Annotated in this window: 20 protein-coding genes and 1 other RNA gene; 6 read left to right on the top strand and 15 right to left on the bottom strand. The window is 65.8% G+C overall.

Going from position 1 to position 24,198, the window contains the following annotated elements; translation table 11 throughout:
• Positions 1 to 25: 25 nt before the first annotated feature.
• The 7 genes from trxB to KZX42_RS14525 all read right to left on the bottom strand — a co-directional run bounded on the left by trxB (position 26) and on the right by KZX42_RS14525 (position 4,335).
• Positions 26 to 1,033 (bottom strand): thioredoxin-disulfide reductase, encoded by a 1,008-nt coding sequence (gene trxB / locus KZX42_RS14555; RefSeq protein ID WP_248120433.1) that lies wholly within the window; start codon positions 1,031 to 1,033, stop codon positions 26 to 28.
• Between the two features lie 69 nt (positions 1,034 to 1,102).
• Entirely contained in the window at positions 1,103 to 2,089 is a 987-nt protein-coding gene (locus KZX42_RS14550) for a mitochondrial fission ELM1 family protein (RefSeq protein ID WP_248120431.1), read from the bottom strand.
• Positions 2,086 to 2,508: a VOC family protein gene (locus tag KZX42_RS14545; protein WP_248120430.1), complete on the bottom strand. Its 423-nt coding sequence runs from the start codon at positions 2,506 to 2,508 to the stop codon at positions 2,086 to 2,088. The genes KZX42_RS14550 and KZX42_RS14545 overlap by 4 nt, the downstream gene beginning before the upstream one ends.
• Before the next feature lie 4 nt (positions 2,509 to 2,512).
• On the bottom strand, positions 2,513 to 2,986 hold the full coding sequence (gene greA, locus KZX42_RS14540; protein WP_248120429.1) for a transcription elongation factor GreA: 474 nt from the start codon (positions 2,984 to 2,986) through the stop codon (positions 2,513 to 2,515).
• 145 nt (positions 2,987 to 3,131) lie between these two features.
• Complete coding sequence (locus KZX42_RS14535) at positions 3,132 to 3,332, bottom strand: hypothetical protein (RefSeq protein WP_248120428.1); 201 nt, start codon at positions 3,330 to 3,332, stop codon at positions 3,132 to 3,134.
• Positions 3,333 to 3,386: 54 nt separating this feature from the next.
• Positions 3,387 to 4,052, bottom strand: coding sequence for a glutathione S-transferase (locus KZX42_RS14530; RefSeq protein WP_248120426.1), 666 nt, complete (start codon positions 4,050 to 4,052; stop codon positions 3,387 to 3,389).
• Between the two features lie 58 nt (positions 4,053 to 4,110).
• The gene (locus KZX42_RS14525) at positions 4,111 to 4,335 is read right to left on the bottom strand and encodes a cysteine protease (RefSeq protein WP_248120424.1); all 225 of its coding nucleotides are present in this window, start codon (positions 4,333 to 4,335) and stop codon (positions 4,111 to 4,113) included.
• Positions 4,336 to 4,465: 130 nt separating this feature from the next.
• Here KZX42_RS14525 and KZX42_RS14520 point away from each other — a divergent pair, with 130 nt between their 5' ends.
• Both KZX42_RS14520 and KZX42_RS14515 read left to right on the top strand, forming a co-directional pair.
• On the top strand, positions 4,466 to 5,770 hold the full coding sequence (locus tag KZX42_RS14520; protein WP_248120423.1) for a cation:dicarboxylase symporter family transporter: 1,305 nt from the start codon (positions 4,466 to 4,468) through the stop codon (positions 5,768 to 5,770).
• A 194-nt stretch (positions 5,771 to 5,964) separates the two neighbouring features.
• Complete coding sequence (locus KZX42_RS14515) at positions 5,965 to 7,878, top strand: methyl-accepting chemotaxis protein (protein WP_248120421.1); 1,914 nt, start codon at positions 5,965 to 5,967, stop codon at positions 7,876 to 7,878.
• A gap of 56 nt (positions 7,879 to 7,934) precedes the next feature.
• Here KZX42_RS14515 and carB read toward each other — a convergent pair whose 3' ends face one another.
• The 4 genes from carB to KZX42_RS14495 all read right to left on the bottom strand — a co-directional run bounded on the left by carB (position 7,935) and on the right by KZX42_RS14495 (position 16,098).
• Positions 7,935 to 11,231 (bottom strand): carbamoyl-phosphate synthase large subunit, encoded by a 3,297-nt coding sequence (gene carB / locus KZX42_RS14510; protein ID WP_248120419.1) that lies wholly within the window; start codon positions 11,229 to 11,231, stop codon positions 7,935 to 7,937.
• A 25-nt stretch (positions 11,232 to 11,256) separates the two neighbouring features.
• Positions 11,257 to 11,571, bottom strand: coding sequence for a ribonuclease E inhibitor RraB (locus KZX42_RS14505; RefSeq protein ID WP_248120416.1), 315 nt, complete (start codon positions 11,569 to 11,571; stop codon positions 11,257 to 11,259).
• Positions 11,572 to 11,768: 197 nt separating this feature from the next.
• Positions 11,769 to 15,104 carry a TonB-dependent receptor gene (locus KZX42_RS14500; RefSeq protein WP_248120414.1) on the bottom strand — a complete coding sequence of 1,112 codons (3,336 nt, stop codon included), beginning with the start codon at positions 15,102 to 15,104 and terminating at the stop codon, positions 11,769 to 11,771.
• Between the two features lie 295 nt (positions 15,105 to 15,399).
• Positions 15,400 to 16,098 carry an HAD family hydrolase gene (locus KZX42_RS14495; protein WP_248120412.1) on the bottom strand — a complete coding sequence of 233 codons (699 nt, stop codon included), beginning with the start codon at positions 16,096 to 16,098 and terminating at the stop codon, positions 15,400 to 15,402.
• Between the two features lie 129 nt (positions 16,099 to 16,227).
• On the opposite strand from KZX42_RS14495, the gene KZX42_RS14490 reads away from it, so the two are divergent.
• A complete protein-coding gene (locus KZX42_RS14490; protein ID WP_248120411.1) occupies positions 16,228 to 17,496 on the top strand; it encodes a S41 family peptidase in 1,269 nt (422 codons plus the stop codon).
• A gap of 158 nt (positions 17,497 to 17,654) precedes the next feature.
• Here the strand turns inward: KZX42_RS14490 and KZX42_RS14485 are convergent, their stop codons facing one another.
• The 4 genes from KZX42_RS14485 to tkt form a co-directional block, all read right to left on the bottom strand.
• A complete protein-coding gene (locus KZX42_RS14485; protein ID WP_167334135.1) occupies positions 17,655 to 17,837 on the bottom strand; it encodes a YbdD/YjiX family protein in 183 nt (60 codons plus the stop codon).
• Between the two features lie 43 nt (positions 17,838 to 17,880).
• Positions 17,881 to 19,968, bottom strand: a complete 2,088-nt coding sequence (locus KZX42_RS14480) for a carbon starvation CstA family protein (protein WP_248120407.1) — start codon at positions 19,966 to 19,968, stop codon at positions 17,881 to 17,883.
• Positions 19,969 to 20,074: 106 nt separating this feature from the next.
• Complete coding sequence (purT, locus tag KZX42_RS14475; protein WP_248120405.1) at positions 20,075 to 21,268, bottom strand: formate-dependent phosphoribosylglycinamide formyltransferase; 1,194 nt, start codon at positions 21,266 to 21,268, stop codon at positions 20,075 to 20,077.
• Positions 21,269 to 21,315: 47 nt separating this feature from the next.
• On the bottom strand, positions 21,316 to 23,307 hold the full coding sequence (tkt, locus tag KZX42_RS14470) for a transketolase (RefSeq protein ID WP_292047482.1): 1,992 nt from the start codon (positions 23,305 to 23,307) through the stop codon (positions 21,316 to 21,318).
• Between the two features lie 96 nt (positions 23,308 to 23,403).
• On the opposite strand from tkt, the gene KZX42_RS14465 reads away from it, so the two are divergent.
• From KZX42_RS14465 to ssrS, 3 genes are all read left to right on the top strand, one after another.
• Entirely contained in the window at positions 23,404 to 23,670 is a 267-nt protein-coding gene (locus KZX42_RS14465; RefSeq protein ID WP_248120403.1) for a hypothetical protein, read from the top strand.
• Positions 23,670 to 23,984 (top strand): cell division protein ZapA, encoded by a 315-nt coding sequence (gene zapA, locus KZX42_RS14460; protein WP_248120402.1) that lies wholly within the window; start codon positions 23,670 to 23,672, stop codon positions 23,982 to 23,984. Before KZX42_RS14465 ends, zapA begins: the two co-directional genes overlap by 1 nt.
• 52 nt (positions 23,985 to 24,036) lie before the next feature.
• Positions 24,037 to 24,197: non-coding RNA, 6S RNA (gene ssrS / locus KZX42_RS14455), on the top strand.
• Position 24,198 lies beyond the last annotated feature (1 nt).

Below are 24,198 nucleotides of genomic sequence, written 5' to 3'. Positions count from 1 at the left end.
AGGACGGATCTTTTTGGGTTGCGGCCTACCAGACGCCGATCTTCTCGGCCTCGGCGTGGCTGATGGGGTGGTTGGCCTTGGCGTGGTCTTCCTCGGCCAGGAAGCGGCTGGCCTCAAGGGCGGCCATGCACCCCATGCCGGCGGCGGTGACCGCCTGGCGATAGACGTCGTCGGTGACGTCGCCGGCGGCCCAGACGCCTTCGATAGCAGTGGAGGCTGTTCCGGGCTTGACGCGCAGATATCCGCCCGAGTTCGTCTCAAGCTGACCCTTGAACAACTCCGACGACGGGGCGTGGCCGATGGCGATGAAGACGCCGTCCGCCGGGATTTCACGGGTCGCGCCATCCTTGACGTTCTTCAGGCGCACGCCGGTGACGTTCCTGGCCATGCCGTCGACGACGCCCACGATCTCTTCGATGGCCACGTTCCAGATCACCTCGACCTTGGGGTTGGCGAACAGGCGGTCCTGCAGGATCTTCTCGGCGCGGAACTCTTCACGGCGGTGAACGACCGTGACCTTGGAGGCGAAGTTGGTCAGGAACAGCGCCTCTTCGACGGCCGTGTTGCCGCCACCGACCACGACCACTTCCTTGCCGCGATAGAAGAAGCCGTCGCAGGTGGCGCAGGCGGAAACGCCGAACCCCTGATAGGCGGCCTCGCTCTCCAGACCCAGCCATTTGGCCTGCGCCCCGGTGGAGATGATGACCGTCTCGGCCAGGATTTCCTCACCGCTGTCCAGCGTCAGGCGGAACGGACGCTGCGACAGGTCCGCAGAGGTGACGATGTCGTGGATGACCTCGGTCCCCACGTGCAGGGCCTGGGCCTGCATCTGCTCCATCAGCCACGGGCCCTGAATGGTGTCGGCGAAGCCGGGATAGTTCTCGACGTCGGTGGTGATGGTCAGCTGGCCGCCGGGCTGGATGCCGGCGATGACGACGGGGTTCAGCGACGCGCGGGCGGCGTAGATGGCGGCGGTCCAGCCGGCGGGGCCGGATCCGATGATGGCGACGCGAACGGTACGAGCTTGGGTCATGACGCCTATTTAGGCGGTGATTCCCGTTTGCGCGATGGCGGTCATGACGGATGACGACGAAGCGTCGCCTTATCGCGCCCGCATCGCCTCCAGAACCGCCCGCGCCGCGCGGTCGGTTTCGGCCAGCGCCTCATAGGTCCAGCTATCCAGCGTCCCGTCCAAGGGGCGGGTCGCGCCGCGCGATTGAAGGTCGTCATGCAGGCGGGCGAACTTGCCGCCGGACTTCAGCGGGATCATCGGCAGGATGTGGACCGGCTTGCCGGTCGAGGCGGCCTCGGCGGCCATGTTGGCGCTGTCCTCGGTGACCAGGATATGGTCGGCGAAGTGCAGGAAGCCGAACAGGGGATTGTCGCCGCTCCCGTCCCAGATCCAGCCGGGCAAATCTGACAGGCGCGCGGCCAGGGCCGCCTTGGCCGTCTCGGGCGTGCGGCGCGAGAAGGTCAGCATCAGCGAACCGCCCGACGCCCGAACGGCCGCCGCGATCCGGTCGGCCAGGTCGGCGGCGTGTTCGGCGGGCAGGTCGAACGCCTTGGACTTGCCGCCGATCAGGACCGCGACGCGCGGATGGGGCAGGGGGGCGATGCGGTCGGCGAAGGCAGGTGCGGCTTCGGCGATGCGTTCAGCCGTTATGCGGTGGGGCGAGCCGGTGATTTCGAAGACATTGTCGCCCGAGAGGCCGTCATGGGCGGGGGCGATGATCATGTCGTAGCGGTGGTTCGCCCAACGCGGATCCTGGGTCTGGACGACGAATGTCTTGCCCGCGCTCCAGGTCTTAACCCTCGTTGACAGGGGCAGGGTCGCGCGGCCCGTCGCGATCCACAGATCGGGCCAGGGCGCGGCGATCGGATCGGACGCGGGGTCCAGCATCGCCGCCGTCTTCAAGGCGGAGGGCAGGCGGTCGAAGACGGGCCGCCAGCGGATATGTTTGATGGTGATTTCGGCGGGGGTCAGCCGCTTGACGGCCTCGGCCAGACCCAGGGCCTGGTTCTCGATCCCGGCGCGGCCGTCCGAGACGACCCAGATGCTTAGAGGGCTGGGGGACGGAATGGGGGTCACGCCCCGGTCACGTCGGCCCGCACCCAGGTCATGGCCTCGATCTTGTTGCCGTCAGGATCGCGCAGGAATGCAGCGTAGTATCCAGGCGCATATTCAGGACGAAAACCGGGCGCGCCCGCATCATGGCCGCCCGCCGCCAGACCTTGGGCATGGAAGCGATCGACGGCCTGTCGGTCCGGCGCGGCGAAACAAACATGGGCGCCATTGCCGGCCGACGCGGCTCCATGATCCTGAGGGACGGACGCCCAGAACTCGGGAAAGGCGCGGCCATAGGCCACACCCATCGGGTGTTCCATCACCCGCCCAATGCTCAGCGCGTCGAAGACCGCGTCATAGAAGACGCCAGCCCTGGCCAGGTCCGTGACGCCCACCGAAACATGCGACACCAGGGGCGGGCGTGTTTCGGCGGCGTCGGTCATGGCCTTATTTCCACTCGACCTTGAGGATTTCGTAAGCCTTCACCCCGCCGGGCGTGTTGACCTCGACGACATCGCCGACCTCCTTGGAGATCATGGCGCGGGCGATGGGGGAGGCGATGGAGATGCGGCCCTGTTTCACGTCGGCCTCGTGCTCGCCGACGATCTGGTAGCGGCTCTCTTCCTCGGTGTCCTCGTCCACCACGGTGACGGTGGCGCCGAACTTGACCTGGTCGCCCGACAGTTTGGACACGTCGATGACCTGGGCGCGGCTGATCTTGTCCTCGATCTCGGCGATCTGGCCCTCAATCCAGCCCTGCCGCTCCTTGGCGGCATGGTATTCGGCGTTCTCGGACAGGTCGCCGTGTTCACGGGCCTCGGAGATGGCCGCGATCACGCTGGGCCTCTCGACCGACTTCAATTGCTTCAGTTGATCGTCGAGGACGCGATAGCCCTCGGCCGTCATCGGCACTTTTTCCATTGTGTCGTGATTTTTCTTGTTCGCCCAGAGACTGGAAAGACGCGGAAGTAGGCACATAAAAGGCCGCGGGGCGGGCGCGGCCGGGCATCAAAGCTAGGGGTAATCACGCCTAAAATCAAGTCCGCCGCCCCACACGGGCCATATTTCAGGCCCGCGCGGGTGGTTCCGACTTATGATCGCGGCGCAAAACGCCCTTGATCAAGCTGTAGGCCAGCCAGCCGATTGCGGCCAGACCGGCGAACATGAACAGGCCGGAAACCAGCGCCGCTCCGGCAGCCATGAAGGCGAGGACGAAGGCGACGGCGGCGGCGAGCCCGGCGATGATCTGAATGGTTTGAAGGCGCATGATCCGTTAACGCCTAGCGCCCTGTCGAGTTGCGATCAGCCGATCACGATCCGATCACGCATAGCTGTATTCGCCGCCTCGCTCCAAGGCGCGGCGATAGGCCGGGCGGGCATGAATGTGGTCTAGGAAGGCCTTCAGGCGCGGCTTGCTGGCGGCGTCAAAGGCGCGATCGGCCCCGGCTTCCACGGGGAAGCTCATCATGATGTCGGCGGCGGTGAACTGATCCCCGGCAAACCATTCCGAGCGTCCCAACTCACTCTCCCAGAAAGCGACATGGGTGCGAAGTTGGGGTTCGACAAAACTGGCCAGCGCCTTGTTCGCCACGCCCTTGACCAGCGGCTTCATCAGGCCCGGTGCGCGCTGGGGCAAGATTGAGAAGACCAGTTTCAGCAACAGCGGCGGCATCGCCGAGCCTTCGGCGTAGTGCAGCCAATAGGTGAAGCGACGCGCCTCGTCCGTACCCGCCGCCGGGCGAAGCCGACCCTGGCCATACGCCTCTAGCAGATATTCGACGATGGCTCCGGTCTCAGCCACCGTGATGGAGCCGTCTTCGATCACCGGCGACTTGCCCAGAGGATGGACCTTAAGCAGTTCGGGCGGCGCCAGCCTGTTGCCCGCGTTCCGCTCGTAGCGGATCACCTCATAATCCAGCCCCAACTCCTCCAGCAGCCACAGGACACGTTGCGAGCGGCTGTCGTTCAGGTGATGGACTTTGATCATCGGTCGGCTCCGGTAGGCGAATGGCGACTATTCGCGCCGCAGGATGTGAAGTCGAGGCCTAATGCGGCTTACGGCCGCTCCACCTGGCGCGCGGACGCGGCCGGGTCTGGGCCTGGTTCTGAGCGGCGGTCCCGGGTCGGGCGCTCTCGCGACGGCTGCGCCAGACCTCATAGGCCAGGGTGGCCAGAGCCAGTTTGCCGGCGTGACGCCCCGCCAGGCGGCGTCCGCCCTTGGACAGCAAGAGGCCGCCCAGCATGGGAACCAGTTTGTGCAGACGGGACATGGTCGATCTCCTTGTTCTCGTCTCCAACGCACCGGCGGAGTTCGCGTTTCGTGCTGCGACGACCTGATCTGCCAAAGACCGCCAGAAGGTTTGGCGCGCGCGCGGCGAAAAGGGGTGCTAGCTCTGGTCGATGCGCTCTTCTCGTCTCGCCGCTTTCTTCACCTCGCTCAGCTTCTTCGTCATCGCCGCCCTGGTCGCCGGGGTGGTGGTCGGGGCGATGGCCCAGGGCGCGGACGCGCCATGGCTGACGGGCGGGTTGGGCGTGGTCGAAAGCCTGGGGCAGGTCTGGCTGAACGCGCTGCGCATGACCGTCATTCCGCTGGTGTTCAGCCTGTTGGTCACCGGCATTGTGTCCATCGCCAACGCGGCCGCCACCGGGCGTATCGCGGCGCGGTCGCTGATGGTCTTCGGCGTGTTGCTGGTCGGGGCGACCATCTATGCGATCCTGGCGGGTCTGGGACTGCTGGCCCTTTGGCCCATCGACCCGGAGGCCGGTCGGGCCCTGCTGGCGGGAACCCCGGCGGATTCGGTCGCCGTGGTGGGCGAGGCGGCGCGAACGGACGGCCTTCGCGCCTTCCTGTCCAGTCTGGCGCCGGCCAATGTGGTCAAGGCGGCCGCCGACGACGGGGTGCTGGCCGTGGTCGTATTCGCGGTGGCCTTCGGCTTCGCCGCCACCCGGATCAAGACCGAACTGCGTCGGCCCCTGGCCGGTTTCTTCGAGGCGGTGGCCGAGACCATGGTGGTCATCGTCCACTGGGTGCTGCTGGCTGCGCCGTTCGGCGTCTTCGCCCTGGCGCTGGGCGTGGGGCTGCGCGCGGGCCTGGGGGTGGCGGGGACGCTGGCCCACTATGTCGCCATCGTCTGCCTCAGCCAGATCGGCCTGATCCTGATCACCTATGTCGTGGCGGTGGTCTGGGGGCGGATATCGCTGGCCCGGTTCGCACGTGCCGTCGCCCCCGCCCAGGTCGTCGCCGTCTCGACCCAGTCGTCGCTGGCCAGCCTGCCGGTTATGATCGAGCGGGCGCGCGATTGGCTGGGCGTACCGCAGACCTCGGCTGGTCTGATCCTGCCGCTGGCGGTTGCGGTGTTTCGCATCACCAGCCCGGTCGCCAACCTGGCGGTCTGTCTCTATGTGGCGCAACTGAACGGGATTGACCTAAGCCTCGGCGTTTTGATCGCGGGCGGACTGACGGCCATCGCCGTGTCCATCGCCTCGGTCGGCCTGCCGGGCCAGGTCAGCTTCTTCGCCGCTATCGGCCCCATCTGCCTGGCCATGGGGCTGCCGCTGGGTGTCCTGCCTCTGTTGCTGGCGGTGGAGGTGATTCCCGACATCTTCCGCACGGTCGGCAATGTCACGGCCGACCTTGCCGCGACCCGGATCGTGCAGGGTAGGGCTGCGAAGCTAATCGATTTCGAGCATTCCAAGACGTCATAAGAAACTGGCGCGAAACTATTCTCTCCTTTTCGGAAAGAATGGTGCAACTGGCACGTGTCCTGAAAGTTGAGAAGATTCTTTATTTCAAAAGCGCCGATTGAGACTTGCTTAATGGGCGTTCTGTAATCGCCCCGTGAACGAGGACAGGCGCGGCATCGGCACGCGCGATCCCCCTTCAAGGTGAAAGTGCGATTATGAGCATCAAAGCGCGGCTCTTGCTGTGTCTGGCCGCCCTGGCCGTCGGCATGGCGGCCATCGGTCTCAGCGGGTGGGTCTCTGCATCGGTCATGAACCAGCGCATGCAGTCGGTGCTCTCCAATCGCGTGGTCCCCATGCAGCAGTTGAAGGCGGCCGTCGACATGTATGCCGTCAACATCGTCGACACCGCCCATAAGGCGCGCGACGGCGCGATGACATCCGATCAAGCCATCCAGGCCATCACGGCCGCCAAGTCCACGATCGCCAGCAACTGGAACGCCTATCGCGTCACGAGCATGACGGCCGATGAGCACGCTTTGGTCGAAAGCACGTCTGCCGCCCTGCCCGCCGCCAATGCGGCTGTAGAAGAGCTGGAGCGTTTGCTGCGCGCGGGCGACGCTGCGGGGCTGGATCGGTTCGTCCGAACCGACCTTTATCCCGCAATCGATCCGGTCAGCGCCAACATGGCCAAGCTTGTCGATCTTCAGGTTCGCGTAGCTCGCGAAGATGGCGTGGAAGCCGCAGGAGTCTTCAAGATCGCCATGATCGTCATGGCTCTGATCGCTCTGGCGGCTGTCGGCCTGCTGGTCTTCGCCACCCATGTGATCGTCAAACGGGTCTCCACGCCTCTGCAGGCCATGACGGGCGCCATGTTGCGCCTTGCAGACGGCGACCACGGTATCGTCGTACCGGCCGTGGGGCAGCGCGATGAACTGGGACAGATGGCCGACGCCGTGGTGGTGTTCCGCGACGCCGCCATCGCCAAGATCAAGGCCGACGCGGCCATGGTCGAGGCCAAGGCCAAGGCCGACCACGATCAACGCGTCGCCAGTGAAACGGCCATCGCCGAACAGCAGGCCCTGGTCGTGCAGTCGTTCGGTGTGGCGCTTGATCGTCTGGCGCAGGGCGACCTGACCTATCACGTCAATGACAGCCTGCCGGTGGAGTACGAAAAGCTGCGTTCCGATTTCAACGCCGCCATGGCCGCGTTGAAGGATACGATGTCGGTTGTGGTGACCAATGTGTCGGCCATCCGTTCGGGTTCGGGCGAGATCAGCCACGCCGCCGACGACCTGTCGCGCCGCACCGAGCAACAGGCCGCCAGTCTGGAGGAAACCGCCGCCGCGCTGGATCAGATCACCGCCACCGTCAACCGCACCGCAGCCGGCGCGCGCCAAGCCTCCGATACGGTTCTGGCGGCCAAGAACGACGCTGAAACATCAGGCGTCATCGTTCGTGACGCCGTGCAGGCGATGGGCGATATCGAGAAATCGGCGCAGGAGATCAGCCAGATCATCGGCGTGATCGACGAGATCGCCTTCCAGACCAACCTCCTGGCCCTGAACGCCGGGGTGGAGGCCGCCCGCGCGGGCGAAGCCGGTCGGGGGTTTGCGGTCGTGGCCTCCGAGGTGCGCGCCCTGGCCCAGCGCTCGGCCGAGGCCGCAAAGGAGATCAAGACTCTTATCTCCGCGTCCACGCGCCAGGTGAACACAGGCGTCAATCTGGTGGGCCAGACGGGCGAGGCCCTGCAACGCATCGTCGGTCGCGTTGCGGAAATCGATGGCTTGGTGTCGGAAATCGCCGCCTCGGCCCAAGAGCAGGCCGTCGGCCTGGCCCAGGTCAACACCGCCGTGAACCAGATGGACCAGGTGACCCAACAGAACGCCGCCATGGTCGAGGAATCGACGGCGGCCAGCCATTCTCTGTCGCAAGAGGCCCTCGGACTGGCGGACTCCGTCGCACGGTTCAACCTCGGCGCGCCCCCTTCGGCCGCGCGTAAGGCTCCGGTGCCGCCTTCCGCCCGTCAGGCCCCGCGGCCCGTCGTTCAGATGCGCAACATCGGGTCTGGCGCCGCCGCCGTCCGGCGTCCGGCGCCGGTCGCCGAGGAAGCGGGCTGGGAAGAGTTCTGAGCCGCTAAGCCCGAAAAGCCGACGGGCGGAGGTCGAAACCTCCGCCCGTCGATCGCTCAGTATTCCTGGATCGCCTTCACATCCAGATCACCGGCCTTGATGGCGCCAATGGCCTGGGCCGCCGCCAGCGCGCCGGCGGTGGTGGTGTAGTAGGGCATCTTCATCATCAGGGCCGTGCGGCGCAGGCTGAAGCTGTCCTGCAGCGACTGCTTGCCCGAGGTGGTGTTGAAGACCAACTGGACCTCGCCGTTCTTCATGGCGTCCACGATGTGCGGACGGCCTTCCAACACCTTCTTGACCCGCTTCACCTCCAGCCCCTGTTCGACCAGATAGGCGTGGGTGCCGCCGGTGGCGATCAGGCTGAAGCCCTCGGCTAGCAGGGTCTTGGCCGCATCCACGATAAACGGCTTGTCCTCGTCCTTGACAGAGATGAAGGCGCAGCCCGAGGTCGGCAGGGTGGTCCCGCCGCCGATCTGCGACTTGGCGAAGGCGCGGGCGAAGGCCGGGGCCATATCGGCCTCGCCCTCACGCTTCCAGTCCAGACCCATGACCTCGCCGGTCGAGCGCATTTCCGGGCCCAGGATGGTGTCCACCCCCGCGAAGCGCGCGAAGGGGAAGACGGCTTCCTTGACCGCGATATGGTCGTAAGGCCTGTCCGTCAGGCCGAAGGACTTCAGCGGAACCCCGGCCATCACCTTGGCGGCGATGGAGGCGATGGGTTGGCCGATGGTCTTGGCCACGAAGGGCGCCGTGCGCGAGGCGCGCGGGTTGACCTCCAGCACGAAGATGCGCGGGTTCTCGCTGTGCGGTTCCTCGATGGCGAACTGCACGTTCATCAGGCCACGCACCTTCAGGGCCTTGGCCATTTCGGTGGTCTGGCGCTTCAACTCCGTCACCGTCTCGGCGGACAGCGAGTAGGGCGGCATGGAGCAGGCGCTGTCGCCCGAGTGGACGCCAGCTTCCTCGATGTGCTCCAGCACGCCCGCGACGAAGACCGTCTCGTCGTCGCACAGGGCGTCCACATCCACCTCGGTGGCGCGGTTCAGATAGTGGTCGATCAGGACGGGATCATCGCCCGAAACGCGCATGGCCTCATGGACGTAACGGTCCAGTTGCTCGCGGTCGTGGACGATCATCATGCCGCGTCCGCCCAGGACGTAGGAGGGGCGCAGGACGACGGGATAGCCGACCTCTTCCGCCTTCTGCGCGGCCTCTTCAGCGCTGCGGGCCAGGCCGTTGGGCGGTTGGCGCAGGCCGATGCCTTCCAGCATCTGCTGGAAGCGCTCGCGGTCCTCGGCCAGGTCGATGGAGTCGACGGATGTGCCCAACACGGGGATATTGTCGTCCTGCAGCGCGTGGGCCAGCTTCAGCGGCGTCTGGCCGCCGAACTGCACGACGCAGCCGATAAGGTCGCCCCTGGAGCGTTCGACCTCGATCAACTCCAGCACGTCCTCGGCCGTCAGCGGCTCGAAATACAGGCGGTCGGAGGTGTCGTAGTCGGTCGAGACGGTCTCGGGGTTGCAGTTGACCATGATCGACTCGACGCCGATCTGGTCGAAGGCGAAGGCCGCATGACAGCAGCAGTAGTCGAACTCGATCCCCTGGCCGATGCGGTTCGGACCGCCGCCCAGGATGATGGCCTTCTTCTTGTCCGACGGCTCGGATTCGCACTCGGGGATTTGGCCCAGCGCGCCGGTCTCATAGGTCGAATACATATAGGCGGTGGCCGAGGCGAACTCGGCGGCGCAGGTGTCGATCCGCTTGAACACCGGCCGCACGTTCAGGCCGCGACGGGCCAGACGCACGGCCTTTTCGGTCGCGCCCGTCAGTTGGGCGAGGCGAGCATCGGAGAAGCCCTTGGCCTTCAGGCGGCGGAACTCTGTCGGGTCGGTCGGCAGGCCCTTGACCCGCACATGGCCTTCCTCGCGCACGATGTCGGCGATCTGACGCAGGAACCAGGGCTCATAGGCGCAGGCCGCGTTGACCTCTTCCACCGACAGGCCATGGCGGAAGGCCTGGGCGATGACGCGGATGCGGTCCGGCGTAGGGACGCCCAGCGCCCGCACCACGGCGGCGCGCGCCGTCGCATCGTCGGCGGCCCCGGCGACGCCCTCGATCTCCACCTCGTCGAAGCCGGACAGGCCGGTCTCAAGCCCCCGCCGGGCCTTCTGCATCGATTCCTGGAAGGTGCGGCCGATGGCCATGACCTCGCCCACAGACTTCATCGAGGTGCCGAGCAGGGGCTCCGAGCCCGGATATTTCTCGAAGGCGAAGCGCGGGATCTTGGTGACCACATAGTCGATGCTCGGCTCGAAGCTGGCGGGCGTGACCTGTGTGATGTCGTTCTGCAGTTCGTCCAGCGTATAGCCGACGGCCAGACGCGCCGCGACCTTGGCGATGGGGAAGCCGGTGGCCTTGGACGCCAGGGCGGACGAACGCGACACGCGCGGGTTCATCTCGATCACGACCATTCGGCCGTCGGCGGGGTTGATGGCCCACTGGACGTTCGATCCGCCCGTCTCAACCCCGATCTCGCGCAGGACGTTGATCGAGCCGGTCCGCATCCGCTGATATTCCTTGTCGGTCAGCGTCAGGGCGGGGGCGACGGTGATGGAATCGCCCGTATGGACGCCCATCGGATCGACGTTCTCGATGGAGCAGATGATGATGCAGTTGTCCGCGGTGTCGCGGACGACCTCCATCTCATATTCCTTCCAGCCTAGCACCGACTCTTCGATCAGGACTTCGGTGGTCGGCGACAGGTCCAGTCCGCGAAGCACGATCTCCTCGAACTCCTCACGGTTGAAGGCGATGCCGCCGCCGGTGCCGGCCAGGGTGAACGACGGGCGGATCACGGCGGGCAGGCCGACGAACTCCAGTCCCTCCAACGCCTCTTCCATCGAATGTGCGGCCTTTGAGCGGGGCGATTCCAGGCCCAGCTTGTCCATGGCGTCGCGGAACTTCTGACGATCCTCGGCCTTGTCGATCACCTCGGCCTTGGCGCCGATCATCTCGACCCCGTGCTTCTCCAGCGCGCCGGATTCATGCAGGGCGAGGGCCGTGTTCAGCGCCGTCTGGCCGCCCATGGTCGGCAGCAGGGCGTCGGGCTTTTCCTTGATGATGATCTTCTCGACCATTTCGGGCGTGATCGGCTCGATATAGGTGGCGTCGGCCACCTCCGGGTCGGTCATGATGGTGGCGGGGTTCGAGTTGACCAGGATGACCCGATAGCCTTCCGCCTTCAGCGCCTTGCAGGCCTGAACGCCGGAATAGTCGAACTCGCACGCCTGGCCGATGACGATCGGGCCGGCGCCGATGATGAGGATGGACTTGATGTCTGTGCGCTTGGGCATCGCCAGCTCTTCTTCTTATAGAACGCTAATGGGTCACGACCGCGCAGTCCCAGCCGTCATAGTCCAGCTGGAAGGCCGCGGCCCAGGTCTGCATCATGGCTGAGGTCGCCGAAAACGACGCCTCGTCCACCGCCATGGTGGTCTCTAGAATGGTGGAATCGTCGGCGCCGCTGGTCAGGAAGCCCGCACGGCGCGCCACCTCGTTCAGGTCGCCGTGGTCGCCTTCGCCATAGAAGTGGAACCGCGTGTGGCGCGGGGTCACGCCGCTGTCGCCCTGTTCGGCCAGCGCCGCGCGCACCATGGCGTCGCGTTCGTCATGACTGATGTCGGTGGCGAGCAAGAGCGGCCTGTTCCTTCGGTCTCTACGCGCGCGAGAAGCCCCCGCACGGCAGGGCCATGCGACGTTCGCGTCATGTTGTCGGTTAAGCGGCCCGTTTAGAGAGGCAGGGGACGCCTGACAAGGCGGTGCGGCCTCTGAGCAAAGAAAAAGGGCGGCGTCTTGCGACGCCGCCCTCCAGTCTCAGAAGCGAACCTCCCTTAGAAGGGGCGGAAGTTCAGGCCGACGAAGAAGCGACGGCCGTAGGGATCGTAGTTGGAGTAGATGGTCGTGCCCAGGATATCGCGCTGTTCTGCGTCGAACAGGTTAACCACCCCGGCGCGCAGCGTCAGATCGTCCCGCACCTTGTAGCGAACGGTCAGATCGTGGCGGACGAACGGTCCAGTCTCCATCTGGTCGACCAAGCGGGCGTCGGCGTTGTTGATGAAGTCGCGCGCCCGAATGATGTTGGCGCTCGACTGCCAGTCGGCCGTCCAGTTGATGTTCCAGGTGTCGTTCGGACGCCATGCCAGCGACGAGCTCAGACGCACACGCGGATAGACGTTGGTGCCGCTGAGACCGATGCTTCCGGCCAGTTCATCGTAGTCGCTCGGGTCAGATTCGTTCAGATATTGCTTCTGCTCGATCAGCCATGACCCGTTCACACGCCAGTCGAAGGCGCCCCAATTCTTGCCGAAGTCAGCCGTTTCCAGCGTGTAGTTGGCGCCGAAATCGAGCCCGCGGGTCTCGAGAGCAGCGTAGTTGAACGACCGCTCGATGAAGCCGCCGATCGCATTGCCGGACGGTGCGCCGACACCGAACGGAATGTTCGGCGAGTTGCGGAAGATCGAGTTACAGGCGTCCAGGTTTAGTTCCGCGCCATTGACGCAGTTGTTCGCGATCCCTTCAGCCGAGACCGAGGCGATCACCTTGTCGATGCGGATCTCGTAATAATCCAGCGTCATGGTCAGGCCGGGGATGAAGCGCGGCTGAAGCACGGTCGAGAAGGTGAAGGATTCGGATTCTTCCGGCTCCAGGTTCGGATTGCCGCCGCTGACGCCGGCGATGCCCGAGGTGTAGTCCGGGCGGAAGTCGTCGGTGTTGGTGGCGGTCGCGCCGGCGAAGTCGAACATCAGACCCTTCTGCGCGGCCAGGGCCGTGCAGTTCTTGATGCGGTTGGCCTTGGTCTCCTGGTCGTTCACCGCGGCGATGCTAGCGGTCGCGCATGGATCAACGAAGCTGTTCGCGAAGGTTTGGCCGAACGGAGAGTAGTTCTCGCCGAGGTTCGGAACGCGAACAGAGGAGTTGAAGCTGGTCTTGAAGGTGATGTCGCGGATCGGGCGATAAACCAGGTTCACGCCGTAGACATCGACATTGCCGACCGTCGAATAGTCGGCCCAGCGGTACGAACCGCTGAGTTCGGCATATTCGCCAAGACGGGAATCGCGGAACAGCGGCACGGACAGCTCCGTGAACACTTCCTTGGATTCATAGCTGACTTCAGGGAAATCCGCTCCGGTGTTGAGGAACAGCAGGCGGTCGCCGGCCGTTGCGCTACGACCGATGGCCGATGTCGTTTCCTTGCGCCATTCACCGCCGAAGGCGAAGCCGAGGTTGCCGGCGCCCCATAGATCCCAGAGTTCGGTGGAGATCGATCCGACAGCCTGCTGCTGTTCGTTCATTTCCTTAACAACGACGGCGGCGTCCACGTACTGCAGCGCTTCAGCCGACTGATTGCCTGCGCCGAAGATGTTCAGCGGCGCACATTGCGCGATCGAGTTGCGGCCGTATTCCGTGTCCAGCAGGTTGGTGGGGTCGCCGTTTGCGTCCCTGCGGTGCTTGTCGGCGATGAAGGTCGCGCCTTGCGCCTGAAGCAATTTGGAGCGGCAGACGATGGAGCCTGCCGGGCCAGCGACACCCAGTCTGTCGATGACCGAGTCGGCGGCGAGCGCCATGCGCTGCGAATCGACAGCGCGCTCGATGTTTTCGATCTCGGCCTTGCCGTAGGTGTAGCCCAGGTCCCAGGACAGCGACTTGGCGAAGCCCATCGGCCCGTGATCGCCCTTGAAGCCAGCGACATAGCGTTGGATATCACGGGTGTTCGACTGCGTCCGGTCAGGGCCGAAGAAGCTGTGACGCGCGATCGGCAACGCCTGGCTGCGGATCAACTGGCCCGCGTTTGCTGCCGTCGGCGGCGCATACACATCGATGCGATTGGCGGCGATCGCCGTCTTCAGGTTCTGCGGCAGGAAGGCGTTGTCGTCCCAGCGCAGGTCGAAGGCCGAGGTGCCCCAGATCGAATTCGTGTCGTTCGCAGCATAGGAGCTATTGTCCAGATCGATGTCGAAGAACGTCCGCTGACCCCGCATGAAGGTGTCTTCGGTGACGTATTTCGCCTCTGCAAAGAAGCTGATGGCGTCCGTGACCTTGAAGTTGGTGCCGACCTGGTAACGCTGCGATTCCGATGCAGGCACGCGGCTGTAGCCGGCCACTTCGCCCAAAGGCATGCCGTCACCGCCGATGTTGTAGGGGCGGTTGATGCCGACGTTGCCGACGCGTTGACCGAAGTTCGCCAGACGGCCGTTCGCGCCGTCATAGACGTAGGTCTTGCCGGGCGTGATTCCGTAGCAGTTTGCGGCATAGGTGAAGCCGCTGTCGCCAAAGCAGTTTTGGTAAGGAATGTTGGGGTTAGTCAGGTCGCTGGGCTGTTGCAAGTTGGCCAGCGTGGTTTGGCCCCACGGCAGGATGTCCAGACGGTTAACGCCATAGAAGACCGTGGCGTCGAGACGGCCGTCATAAGGCGCCGTCGTGGGATCGGCGTCGATAGCCAGGCGGATCGGGGCGCGACGGATCCAGTTGATGTCCATCGAATCGACGTTGTCGATCTTTTCGTACTCGGCGTGTGCATAGACGTTCAGCCGGTCATCGAAGAAGTTCTTGCCGACCAAGCCTGAAATGCGGCGGCTAGCTTCGCCGTTACTGTTGATCTGGCCGTAGTTGGCGTCGATCTCCAGGCCTTCGAAGTCCTTCTTCAGGATGAAGTTGACAACGCCGGAAACCGCGTCGGCGCCGTACACCGAAGAGGCGCCGCCCGTGATGATTTCAACATTCTGGATAAGCAGGCGCGGAATGGTGTCCACGTCCACCGAAAGCTCGCCGCCGGAAGACCCGACATGCCGACGACCGTCGACCAGCGTCAGCGTGCGACCCGCGCCCAGCGAGCGCAGGTTGGGCAGCGAGAGGCCGCCGGTGTTCAGGGTTTGTCCGGTGGTGTCGGAGGGCACCGTCGAGTTTTGAAGCGCCGGAATGGTCGCTAGATAGTCGATGACGCTGGTCTGGCCGGTCGACAGGATTTCATCCTGCGACACCTGGATCAAAGGCGTCGGCGCATTTGCGGCGCTGCGACGGATGCGCGATCCAGTGACGATGATTTCGCCCAGTTGCGTGGCCGAAGCGTCTGAGGGGGACGTCGTCTGGGCAGGCAAATCTTGAGCGAAGGCGGTCGTGGCGATCAGGGCGCCCGCGAGCACCGTTGATGACAGTAGAATATTTCGCATATGGACTCCGTATGGCGCGGCCGATGGGGGACAAGACGCCAAAAGACGTCGTTGATCCGCCGCTTGCGGGTCACAAACCTGACACAGAAGGTGACGTCAAGGCAGGTCGCGATTATAGACCGAATAACGACGTTATACATTCTTACTGTTTTAGAATAGACACACTTACCCATCCTGATGGGAAGCTGAGCTTTTAGCCTGCTCAAGCACCGTATGACGTTATTCAAGACTTATTATGGGCCTTCCGGCTTACCGTCTTCTCGGGACCGCCAGGGCTTTCAAAGTAGGCTCTGTCTCAACAATTGATCGCCGCGATCCAGTCGGGCAGTTCGCCGATGCGGGCCAGGGAGACGTAGCGGGGCTCGTCAACAGGGGCGTCGGCCAATTCGTGGGCCCAGGTGACGTGGTAAGGGATGTGGACGCCGAAGGCGCCGGCGGCGATGGCGGGCAGGACGTCGGACTTCATGGAGTTGCCGGCCATGACGGCCTCGGCCGCGCCTGTTCCGTGACGCGCGAAGACGCGGTCGTAGGTGGCGCGGTCCTTCTCGGACACGATCTCGACCGCGCTGAACCGTTCACCCAGGCCGGACGCGGCCAGTTTGCGTTCCTGATCCAGCAGGTCGCCCTTGGTGATCAACACAAGGCGATATTTCTCTGACAGTTCGGCGATGACTTCGTCCACGCCGGGCAGGGTTTCGACCGGGTGGGCCAGCATCTCGCGGCCGGCCGCCAGTATCTCACGCACGACTTGGGGCGGGGCGGAACCGCCCGTCAGCTCCATCGCCGTCTCGATCATCGACAGGGTGAAGCCCTTCACGCCGTAGCCATAGAGACGCAGGTTGCGCTGTTCGGTCTCGGCCAAACGCGCCTCGATGGTCGCCTCGTCGCCGTGGTCGGCCAGCAGATCGACGAACCGCGCGTGGGTCAGGCGGAAGATCGTCTCGTTGTGCCAAAGGGTGTCGTCGGCGTCGAGGCCGACCGTGGTGATGCTCATTCCGCGCCCCTATCACGGCATGGGGCGAGAAGGGAGACGCGATGAACGGTTCGGCGTTGCGGCCCATCTGCGCCAATGACGCGCATTCGTGATTTGAGACGACCGGGGCGGCAAGGTCAGATGCGGCCTATGCGTCTATCTCTTTCGTCTCGCCTGTTCGGGGTCGTGTTGCTGGGGCTGCCCCTCGGGTCGGCGGCTTCGGCGGTCGCTGCGCCCCTGGCGCCGGTCAGCGCGGCAGGCGTCGCGCCAAGTCGCGCGCAGGAACGGTTGAATCAGCGTGTGTTCGACCGGGTGTGGGACGAGGTTCGGCGCGGCTATTACGACCCTTCATTGCATGGCGTGGACTGGCGCGCGGCGCGGACCCAGTTCCGACCTCAGGCCATGGCGGCGCCGGACGAGCGGGCGCTGTACCGGGTGCTGAACGCCATGCTGGACCTGCTGGATGACGGCCACGCCGCCGCCAGCCCGCCGGCCGCCGTCCGGCGTCAGGAAATGCAGTTCGCGCGTCGGGCCGTGATGGGTATGACCCTGATGCGGGGCCAGACGCCGGACGACTGGACCGTGGAGCGCATCCGACACGGTTCTCCGGCCGAGGAGGCGGGCATCCAACTGGGCTGGGCGCTGAAAACCGTTGACGGTCGGCCGTGGGGACCGGACGTGGAGGCGTTCGACGGCCGACCCGTGCATCTGGTCCTGACCGACGAGGCGGGCCAGCGGCGAGAGACGACCCTGACGCCGCGCATCATGGATGCCGTCCAGCCCTTCGTCGCCGATACGTCGCGGCCCGGCGTCCTGGTGCTGCGGGTCGAGCAGTTCGACAAGGGCCTGGGACCGTGGATGGGCAGCGCGCTGGAGGGACTGCCGCCCGATGTGGACGTGGTGCTTGATCTGCGCGGCAATCCTGGCGGGCGATTGTGGGAGGCCGAATCGGTCCTGACCTGTTTCCTTCCTCGCAATCAGGCCTGGGCGACGCGGACGGGGCGAACCGGGCGGGCGGTGGTGCTGAGGGCGGCGGGCGACTGTGGCGACCGGCGCGATCCCCTGGCCAACCCCGTCGCCGTCCTGGTCGATCAGGGCAGTCGCAGCGCGGCTGAACTGACGCCGGCGGCCCTGCAAGAGGCGCGACGCGGCATCGTGGTGGGGGAACGGACCGGCGGGTCGGTGCTGATCGCGCAGGAGACCAATCTGCCGGATGGAGGGCGGCTGACCCTAAGCCGGGCGGATTTCGTCACCGCCGGCGGGACGCGGCTGGAAAAGCGCGGGGTGACGCCAGACATCGCCGCCCCTCGCACGGTGGCCCAAAGACGCGCCGGCGACGACCCGACGCTGGAGGCCGCCATTGCGGCGCTTCGCAGCCAGGATCGGGCGGGCGCCGCTGACCGACCCGGCCCGCTCTAGCTCATTTTCTTCTATCGCCCCATCCCGGCGAAAGCCGGGACCCAGTTCTTTTGCAAGATGGGTACGTTGGATTGGCGGCTGGCGCTTTGGGTCCGGGTTGAACGTCCAAAGCGCTGGGTCCCGGCTTTCGCCGGGAGGAGCGCAAGATCAAAGAGCGATCAGCAGCATTTGAACCCGCCCGCCCCGCCGAACCGGCGTTGTTCGTGCAGGCGGAAGAAGGCGGTCTTGTCCAGCGGCGGCTGGTCGGGATGGGTCGCCGCCGCATGGTCGACATAGGCCTGATAGTCCGGCTGGCCGATCATGGCCCCGGCCGTGCGCCTGACGCCGCGACCCCACCGCAGGGCGGTTTCGCGGCACAGGCACAGCAGGTCCTCGTTCGAGGGGTCAGGCACGGGCCACGTCCGCGGCTTCGTCGGCCGGGGTCAGTTCGTGGCTTTCGGGATATTCGCGCACGGTCGGACGGTTGTTGCGATAGGCCTTGCGGCAGGCCAGGACGCCATAGACGACCATGGTGATGACCACGAACAGGAAGCCCGCCGTCAGCGCCGAGTTGACGTAGTCGTTGACCACGATCCGATGCATGTCCGCCGCCGACTTGGCCGGGGCGATCAGTTCGCCGGCGCCCAGCGCCTCCTGATACTTCCGGGCATGGGCCAGGAAGCCGATGCGGACCTCGGGGTGGAACAGCTTCTGGAAGCCCGCCGTCAGGGTGCAGATCAGCAGCCAGGTCGCTGGCACGACCATGACCCAGGCGAACTTCTCGCGCTTCATCTTGAACAGGACCACGGTCCCCAGGATCAGGGCGACGGCCGCCAGCATCTGGTTGGCGATGCCGAACAGGGGCCACAGGCTGTTGATGCCGCCCAGCGGATCGACCACGCCGGTATAGAGGAAATAGCCCCACAGACCGACCGTCAGGGCCGTGGCCACGACGTTGGCGGCCCAGGACTTGGTTTCGCGCATCTTGGGAACCGCGACGCCCAGCAGATCCTGGATCATGAAGCGGCAGACGCGGGTGCCGGCGTCCACGGTCGTCAGGATGAACAGGGCCTCGAACAGGATGGCGAAGTGATACCAGAAGGCCATCATCGCCTTGCCGCCGATCACGCTGGACAGGATGTGCGCCATGCCGACCGCCAGGGTCGGGGCGCCGCCCGCGCGCGACAGGATCGAGTGCTCGCCCACGTCGCGGGCCAGTTGCTCCAACTCTCCGGGCGTGATGTGGAAGCCCCACTGGGCCACGGCGGCGGCGGCCGAGGCCGCATCCTTGCCGATCACGGCGGCCGGGCTGTTCATGGCGAAATAGACCGCCGGGTCCAGAACCGTGGCGGCGATCAGGGCCATGACCGCGACGAAGCTTTCGCACAGCATGGCGCCATAGCCGATCATCGGGATCTGGGCTTCGTTCTCCAGCAGCTTGGGCGTGGTGCCCGAAGAGATCAGGGCGTGGAAGCCCGACACGGCGCCACAGGCGATGGTGATGAACAGGAAGGGGAACAGGGCCCCGGCGAAGACCGGGCCGGTGCCGTCGATGAAGGGGGTGATGGCCGGCATCTGCAGGTGCGGACGCACGATCAGGATGCCGACGGCCAAGGCCACGATGGCGCCGATCTTCAGGAAGGTGGACAGGTAATCGCGCGGCGCCAGCAGCAACCACACCGGAATGACCGAGGCGATGAAGCCATAGATCATCATCAGAATGGCCAGGGTCGGGCCGGTCAGGGTGAAGGCCGGGCCCCAATAGGGATCAGCCGCGACATGGCCGCCGCCGATGATGGCCAGGATCAGCAGGACGACGCCAATCACCGACACCTCGCCCACGCGGCCGGGGCGCAGGAAGCGGGTGTACAGGCCCATGAAGATGGCGATGGGGATGGTGGCGGCGACGGTGAACGTGCCCCACGGGCTTTCGGCCAGGGCCTTGACCACCACCAGGGCCAGAACGGCCAGGATGATGACCATGATCATCAGGACGCCGACCTGGGCGATGATGCCGGGGATATTCCCCATCTCGGTGCGGATCATGTCGCCCAAGGACTTGCCGTCGCGGCGCGTGGACATGAACAGGACCATCATGTCCTGCACCGCCCCCGCCAGCACGGCGCCGACCAGGATCCACAAGACGCCGGGCAGATAGCCCATCTGCGCGGCCAGCACGGGCCCGACCAGCGGCCCGGCCCCCGCGATGGCGGCGAAGTGGTGGCCGAACAGGACATTTCGGGGCGTCGGCACATAGTCCAGCCCGTCGTTGCGACGCATGGCGGGCGTCAGGCGCGCGGGGTTCAATCCCATGACCTTGTTGGCCAGATACCGGCTGTAGAACCGATAGGCGATCGCATAGGTGCAGACGGCGGCGACCACCATCCAGACCGCGCTGATGCTCTCGCCCTGATGCAGGGCGATGACGCCCAGGGACACGGCCCCCAGGATGGCGATGGCGCCGAAGATTATGGGTGTGCTCAGCTTGCCCACGACAGTTCCCTCCCAGCCGACTGATCGCGGCCCTCGCCCATGGTTTGCACCACAATGCGGGACAAGGCCAATCGACCAAAGTCGTAGAGGTGGAGGAGGGTCGGCGTCAGCCCCGAACGACCTTCACCCGCCCGGCCGCCTCGCGCGCCCGTTCGCGGGCCTGATCCACATCGGCGCCGCGCGCGGTCGCCACGCCCATGCGGCGGCGCTCGAAGGCTTCGGGCTTGCCGAACAGGCGCAGGTCGGCGGTGGGGACCGACAGGGCCTCGGCCACGCCCTCGAAGGCGACGCCCTCAGCCTCCAGGCCGCCATAGATGACCGCGCTGGCGGCGGGCTCGCGCTGGGTCACATCGACCGGCAGGCCCAGGATGGCGCGGGCGTGCAGGGCGAACTCGCTCATGGTCTGGCTGGCCAGGGTGACCAGGCCGGTGTCGTGCGGACGGGGCGAAACCTCGGAGAACCAGACCTGATCGCCCTTGACGAACAGTTCGACGCCGAAGACGCCCAGGCCGCCTAGCGCCTCCGTCACCTTGCCGGCGATGTCCTGCGAAGCGGCCAGCGCGGCGGGCGTCATGGCCTGAGGCTGCCAGCTCTCGACATAGTCGCCCTTGACCTGGCGATGGCCGATGGGGGCGCAGAAGTCGGTGACGACCACGCCATCGCGCAGCGAACGCACGGTCAGCAGGGTGATCTCGAAGTCGAAATCGATCCGGCCCTCGACGATGACGCGCGCGCCCGCGACGCGGCCGCCTTCCTGGGCATAGGTCCAGGCGTCGGCGATTTCGTCGGGGTTCTCGACGAAGGACTGCCCCTTGCCGGACGAAGACATGACCGGCTTGACGAAGTTGGGATAGCCGACGATCTCAGCGCCCGCCGCCAGTTCCTCAGGCGATCCTGCGAAGGCGTAGGGGCTGGTGGGCAGGCCGAGGGTCTCGGCGGCCAGCTTGCGGATGCCCTCGCGGTTCATGGTCAGCTGAACCGCGCGGGCGGTGGGAACGACCCGCGCCATGCCCGCCGCCTCGATATCGGCCAGAACCTCGGTGGCGATGGCCTCGATCTCGGGCACGATGATGTGCGGCGCCTCGGCCAGGATGACGCCGTTCAGCACCTGGGCGTCGGTCATGGGGATGACGTGGCTGCGGTGCGCGACCTGCATGGCCGGAGCGTTGGGATAACGGTCCACAGCGATCACCTCGGCGCCCAGCCGCTGCAGCTCGATGGCGACCTCCTTGCCCAGTTCGCCCGCGCCGAGCAGCATCACGCGCACGGCGGTGTCGGAAAGCGGGGTGCCGAGTTTCATCATCTGCTCCTGAAGTCCTCCCCCGCCAGCGGGGGAGGATCTGAGGCCTAAAGCCGGGCCTTGACCGCCGCCACTACGGCGTCCGAGGTGATGCCGAACTTCTCGTACAGGACTTCGGCCGGGGCCGAGGCGCCGAAGCTGGACATGCCGATGAAGGCGCCGTCTTCGCCGATGAACCGCTCCCAGCCCTGTTTGATGGCGGCTTCCACCGCGACGCGCACGGTGCCGCGACCAATGACGGCGGCCTGGTAGGCGGCGTCCTGTTGCTCGAACAATTCGAACGAGGGCACCGAGACGACGCGGGTGGGCGTGCCTTCGGCTTCCAGAGTTGCCGCGGCGTCCAGCGCCAGAGCCAGTTCGGTGCCGGTGCCGAACAGGGTGACCTTGGCCTCGCCATTGGCGGCCTTGATCTCATAGGCGCCCTTGGCTGACAGGTTTTCGGTCGCGGCGGCGGTGCGGACGGCAGGCGTCTTCTGGCGCGACAGGGCCAGGGCCGAGGGCGCCGTCTTGGTCTGAAGCGCGATCTGCCAGCACTCCATCGCCTCAATCGTGTCGGCGGGGCGGAAGACCAGCAGGTTCGGAATGGCGCGCAGGGCCGCCAGATGCTCGACCGGCTGGTGCGTCGGGCCGTCTTCGCCCAGACCGATGCTGTCGTGCGTCAGGACGTGGATGGCGCGCACGCCCATCAATGCTCCCAGACGAATCGCCGGACGGCTGTAGTCCGAAAACACCATGAAGGTGCCGCCGTAGGGGATGACCCCGCCGTGCAGGGCCAGGCCGTTCATGGCCGCCGCCATGCCGAATTCGCGGATGCCCCAGTTGACGTAGCGGCCTTCATAGGTCGGCGCGTCCAGGACCGGCGTGCCCTTGACGAAGGTGTTGTTCGATCCGGTCAGGTCGGCCGAGCCGCCGACCAGTTCGGGGATGGCGGCGAACAGTTCGTCCAGCGCAGCGCCTGACGACTGGCGCGTGGCCTGTGCGGGCTTAGCCTCGACCAGTTCGGCGATCTTGGCGTTCAGGGCGTCGAAGGCGGCCTCGGGCAGGTCGCCCTTCATGGCGCGGGTGAAGTCGGCGGCCTGGGACGAGGCGGCGAGGCGGGCCTCCCACTTCTTGCGGTCCTTGGCGCCGCGACGGCCGACCTTGTGCCAGGCCGACAGGATGGTCTCGGGCATTTCGAATGGGTCGTGATCCCAGGCCAGGCCCAGGCGGGTGGCGGCGATCTCGGCGGCGCCCAGGGCCGCGCCGTGGGTCTTGTGGCTGCCTTCCATGGTGGCGGCGCCCTTGCCGATCTTGGTCTTGCAGGCCAGCAGGACGGGCTTGTCCTGGCGGATGGCCCATTGCATCGCCGACTTGATCGCCTTCATGTCGTGGCCGTCGACGGCCTTGACCGCCCAGCCGGCGGCCTTGAAGCGGGCCTTCTGGTCAACGGCGTCGGACAGCGAGACCTTGCCGTCGATGGTGATCTCGTTGTCGTCCCACAGCACGGTCAGCTTGTTCAGCTTGTAGCGGCCGGCAAGCGCGATGGCTTCCTGTGACACGCCCTCCATCAGGCAGCCGTCGCCGGCGATGACCCAGGTGCGGTGATCGACCAGGTCGTCGCCGTATTTGGCGGCCAGATGACGCTCGGCCATGGCGAAACCGACCGAGGTGGCCAGACCCTGACCCAGCGGGCCAGTCGTGACCTCGACGCCGGGCATATGGCCATACTCAGGGTGGCCCGCGGTCTTGGAACCCCACTGGCGGAAGTTCGACAGTTCTTCCTTGGTCGCCGCCTTGTAGCCGGTCAGGTGCAGCAGGGCGTAGATCAGCATCGAGCCGTGGCCGGCCGACAGGATGAAGCGGTCGCGGTCGGCCCAGTCGGGGCGCGAGGCGTCAAACTTCAGGAACTTGGAAAACAGCACCGTGGCGACGTCGGCCATGCCCATCGGCATGCCGGGGTGGCCCGACTTGGCCTTCTCCACGCCGTCCATCGCGAGGACGCGGATGGCGTTGGCCATCTGTTCGGGGGTGGCCTTGGGTGCGGATTTGGCGTCGGTCACGGCGGAGACCTTTCGAACGATGCGGAATTTAAGAGGCGGCGCCGCTTTACCCCGGCGCGTCCTCGGGTTCTATACGCAATTTGCAAGGAGCGACCGATGGCAGACGCCACCACGGCCGCACGGGCGCGCATCGACCGCGCCCTGGCCGACCTCGAACGCAAGATACTGGAGCTGAAGGCGCGCCCCGCCTCGGCGCCCGCCGTTGCGGACGACGACCTGTTCGCGCCCCGCCCCGCGGATGCGCGCCTCGCCGAGTTGGAGGCCGCAGGCCGCGAGGCGTCCGAGGCCCTGGGTCGTGCGGCCGAGGCCGTGCGCGAGGTTCTGGAAGAGGCGCAGGATATGACCGAAGGCAAGGATCGCTGATGGCGACGGTGACGGTTGAGGTGAACGGCCGCCCTTATGCGGTGGGTTGCGCCGATGGTCAGGAAGAGCGGGTCCGCATCCTGGCCAAACAGTTCGACAATCAGGTTCGCGCCGTGGCCCAGGATGTCGGTCAGGTCGGCGATCTGCGCCTGTTTTTGATGTCGGCCCTGATTCTGGCCGATGAGTTGCACGAAGCCCGCCTGGGCGGAGGAAAGGCGCCGGCCGCCGCGCCCGCGCCCGCTGCGACCGACGGGGTCGCCGAGGCCCTGAACGCCGTCGCCGCGCGGATCGAGAAGATCGCTCAAAATATCTGACGTCGGGCCGCTGGCGTGTTCGCGCGCAAGGCCCTATCTTGTCTGGCGGCGGGTCATGCTGCGGCTCACGTCGAAGACAACATATCCTTCTGACCTTAATTCACTCTACGGGATCTGTCCCTGTCCGGGCTCGAGGGCCTGGGCATATGGAGCCCACCTGGCTACCCAGGTCGAGAGGATTTAAACGTTCTTCACGGTTCGCGCGGCGCCGCCA

Origin of the sequence: Brevundimonas sp. EYE_349 (assembly GCF_023147505.1) — a bacterium.
GTDB lineage: Bacteria > Pseudomonadota > Alphaproteobacteria > Caulobacterales > Caulobacteraceae > Brevundimonas.
Note: the sequence above shows the minus strand (reverse complement) of the source record. Positions and strands in the feature narration are given on the sequence as shown.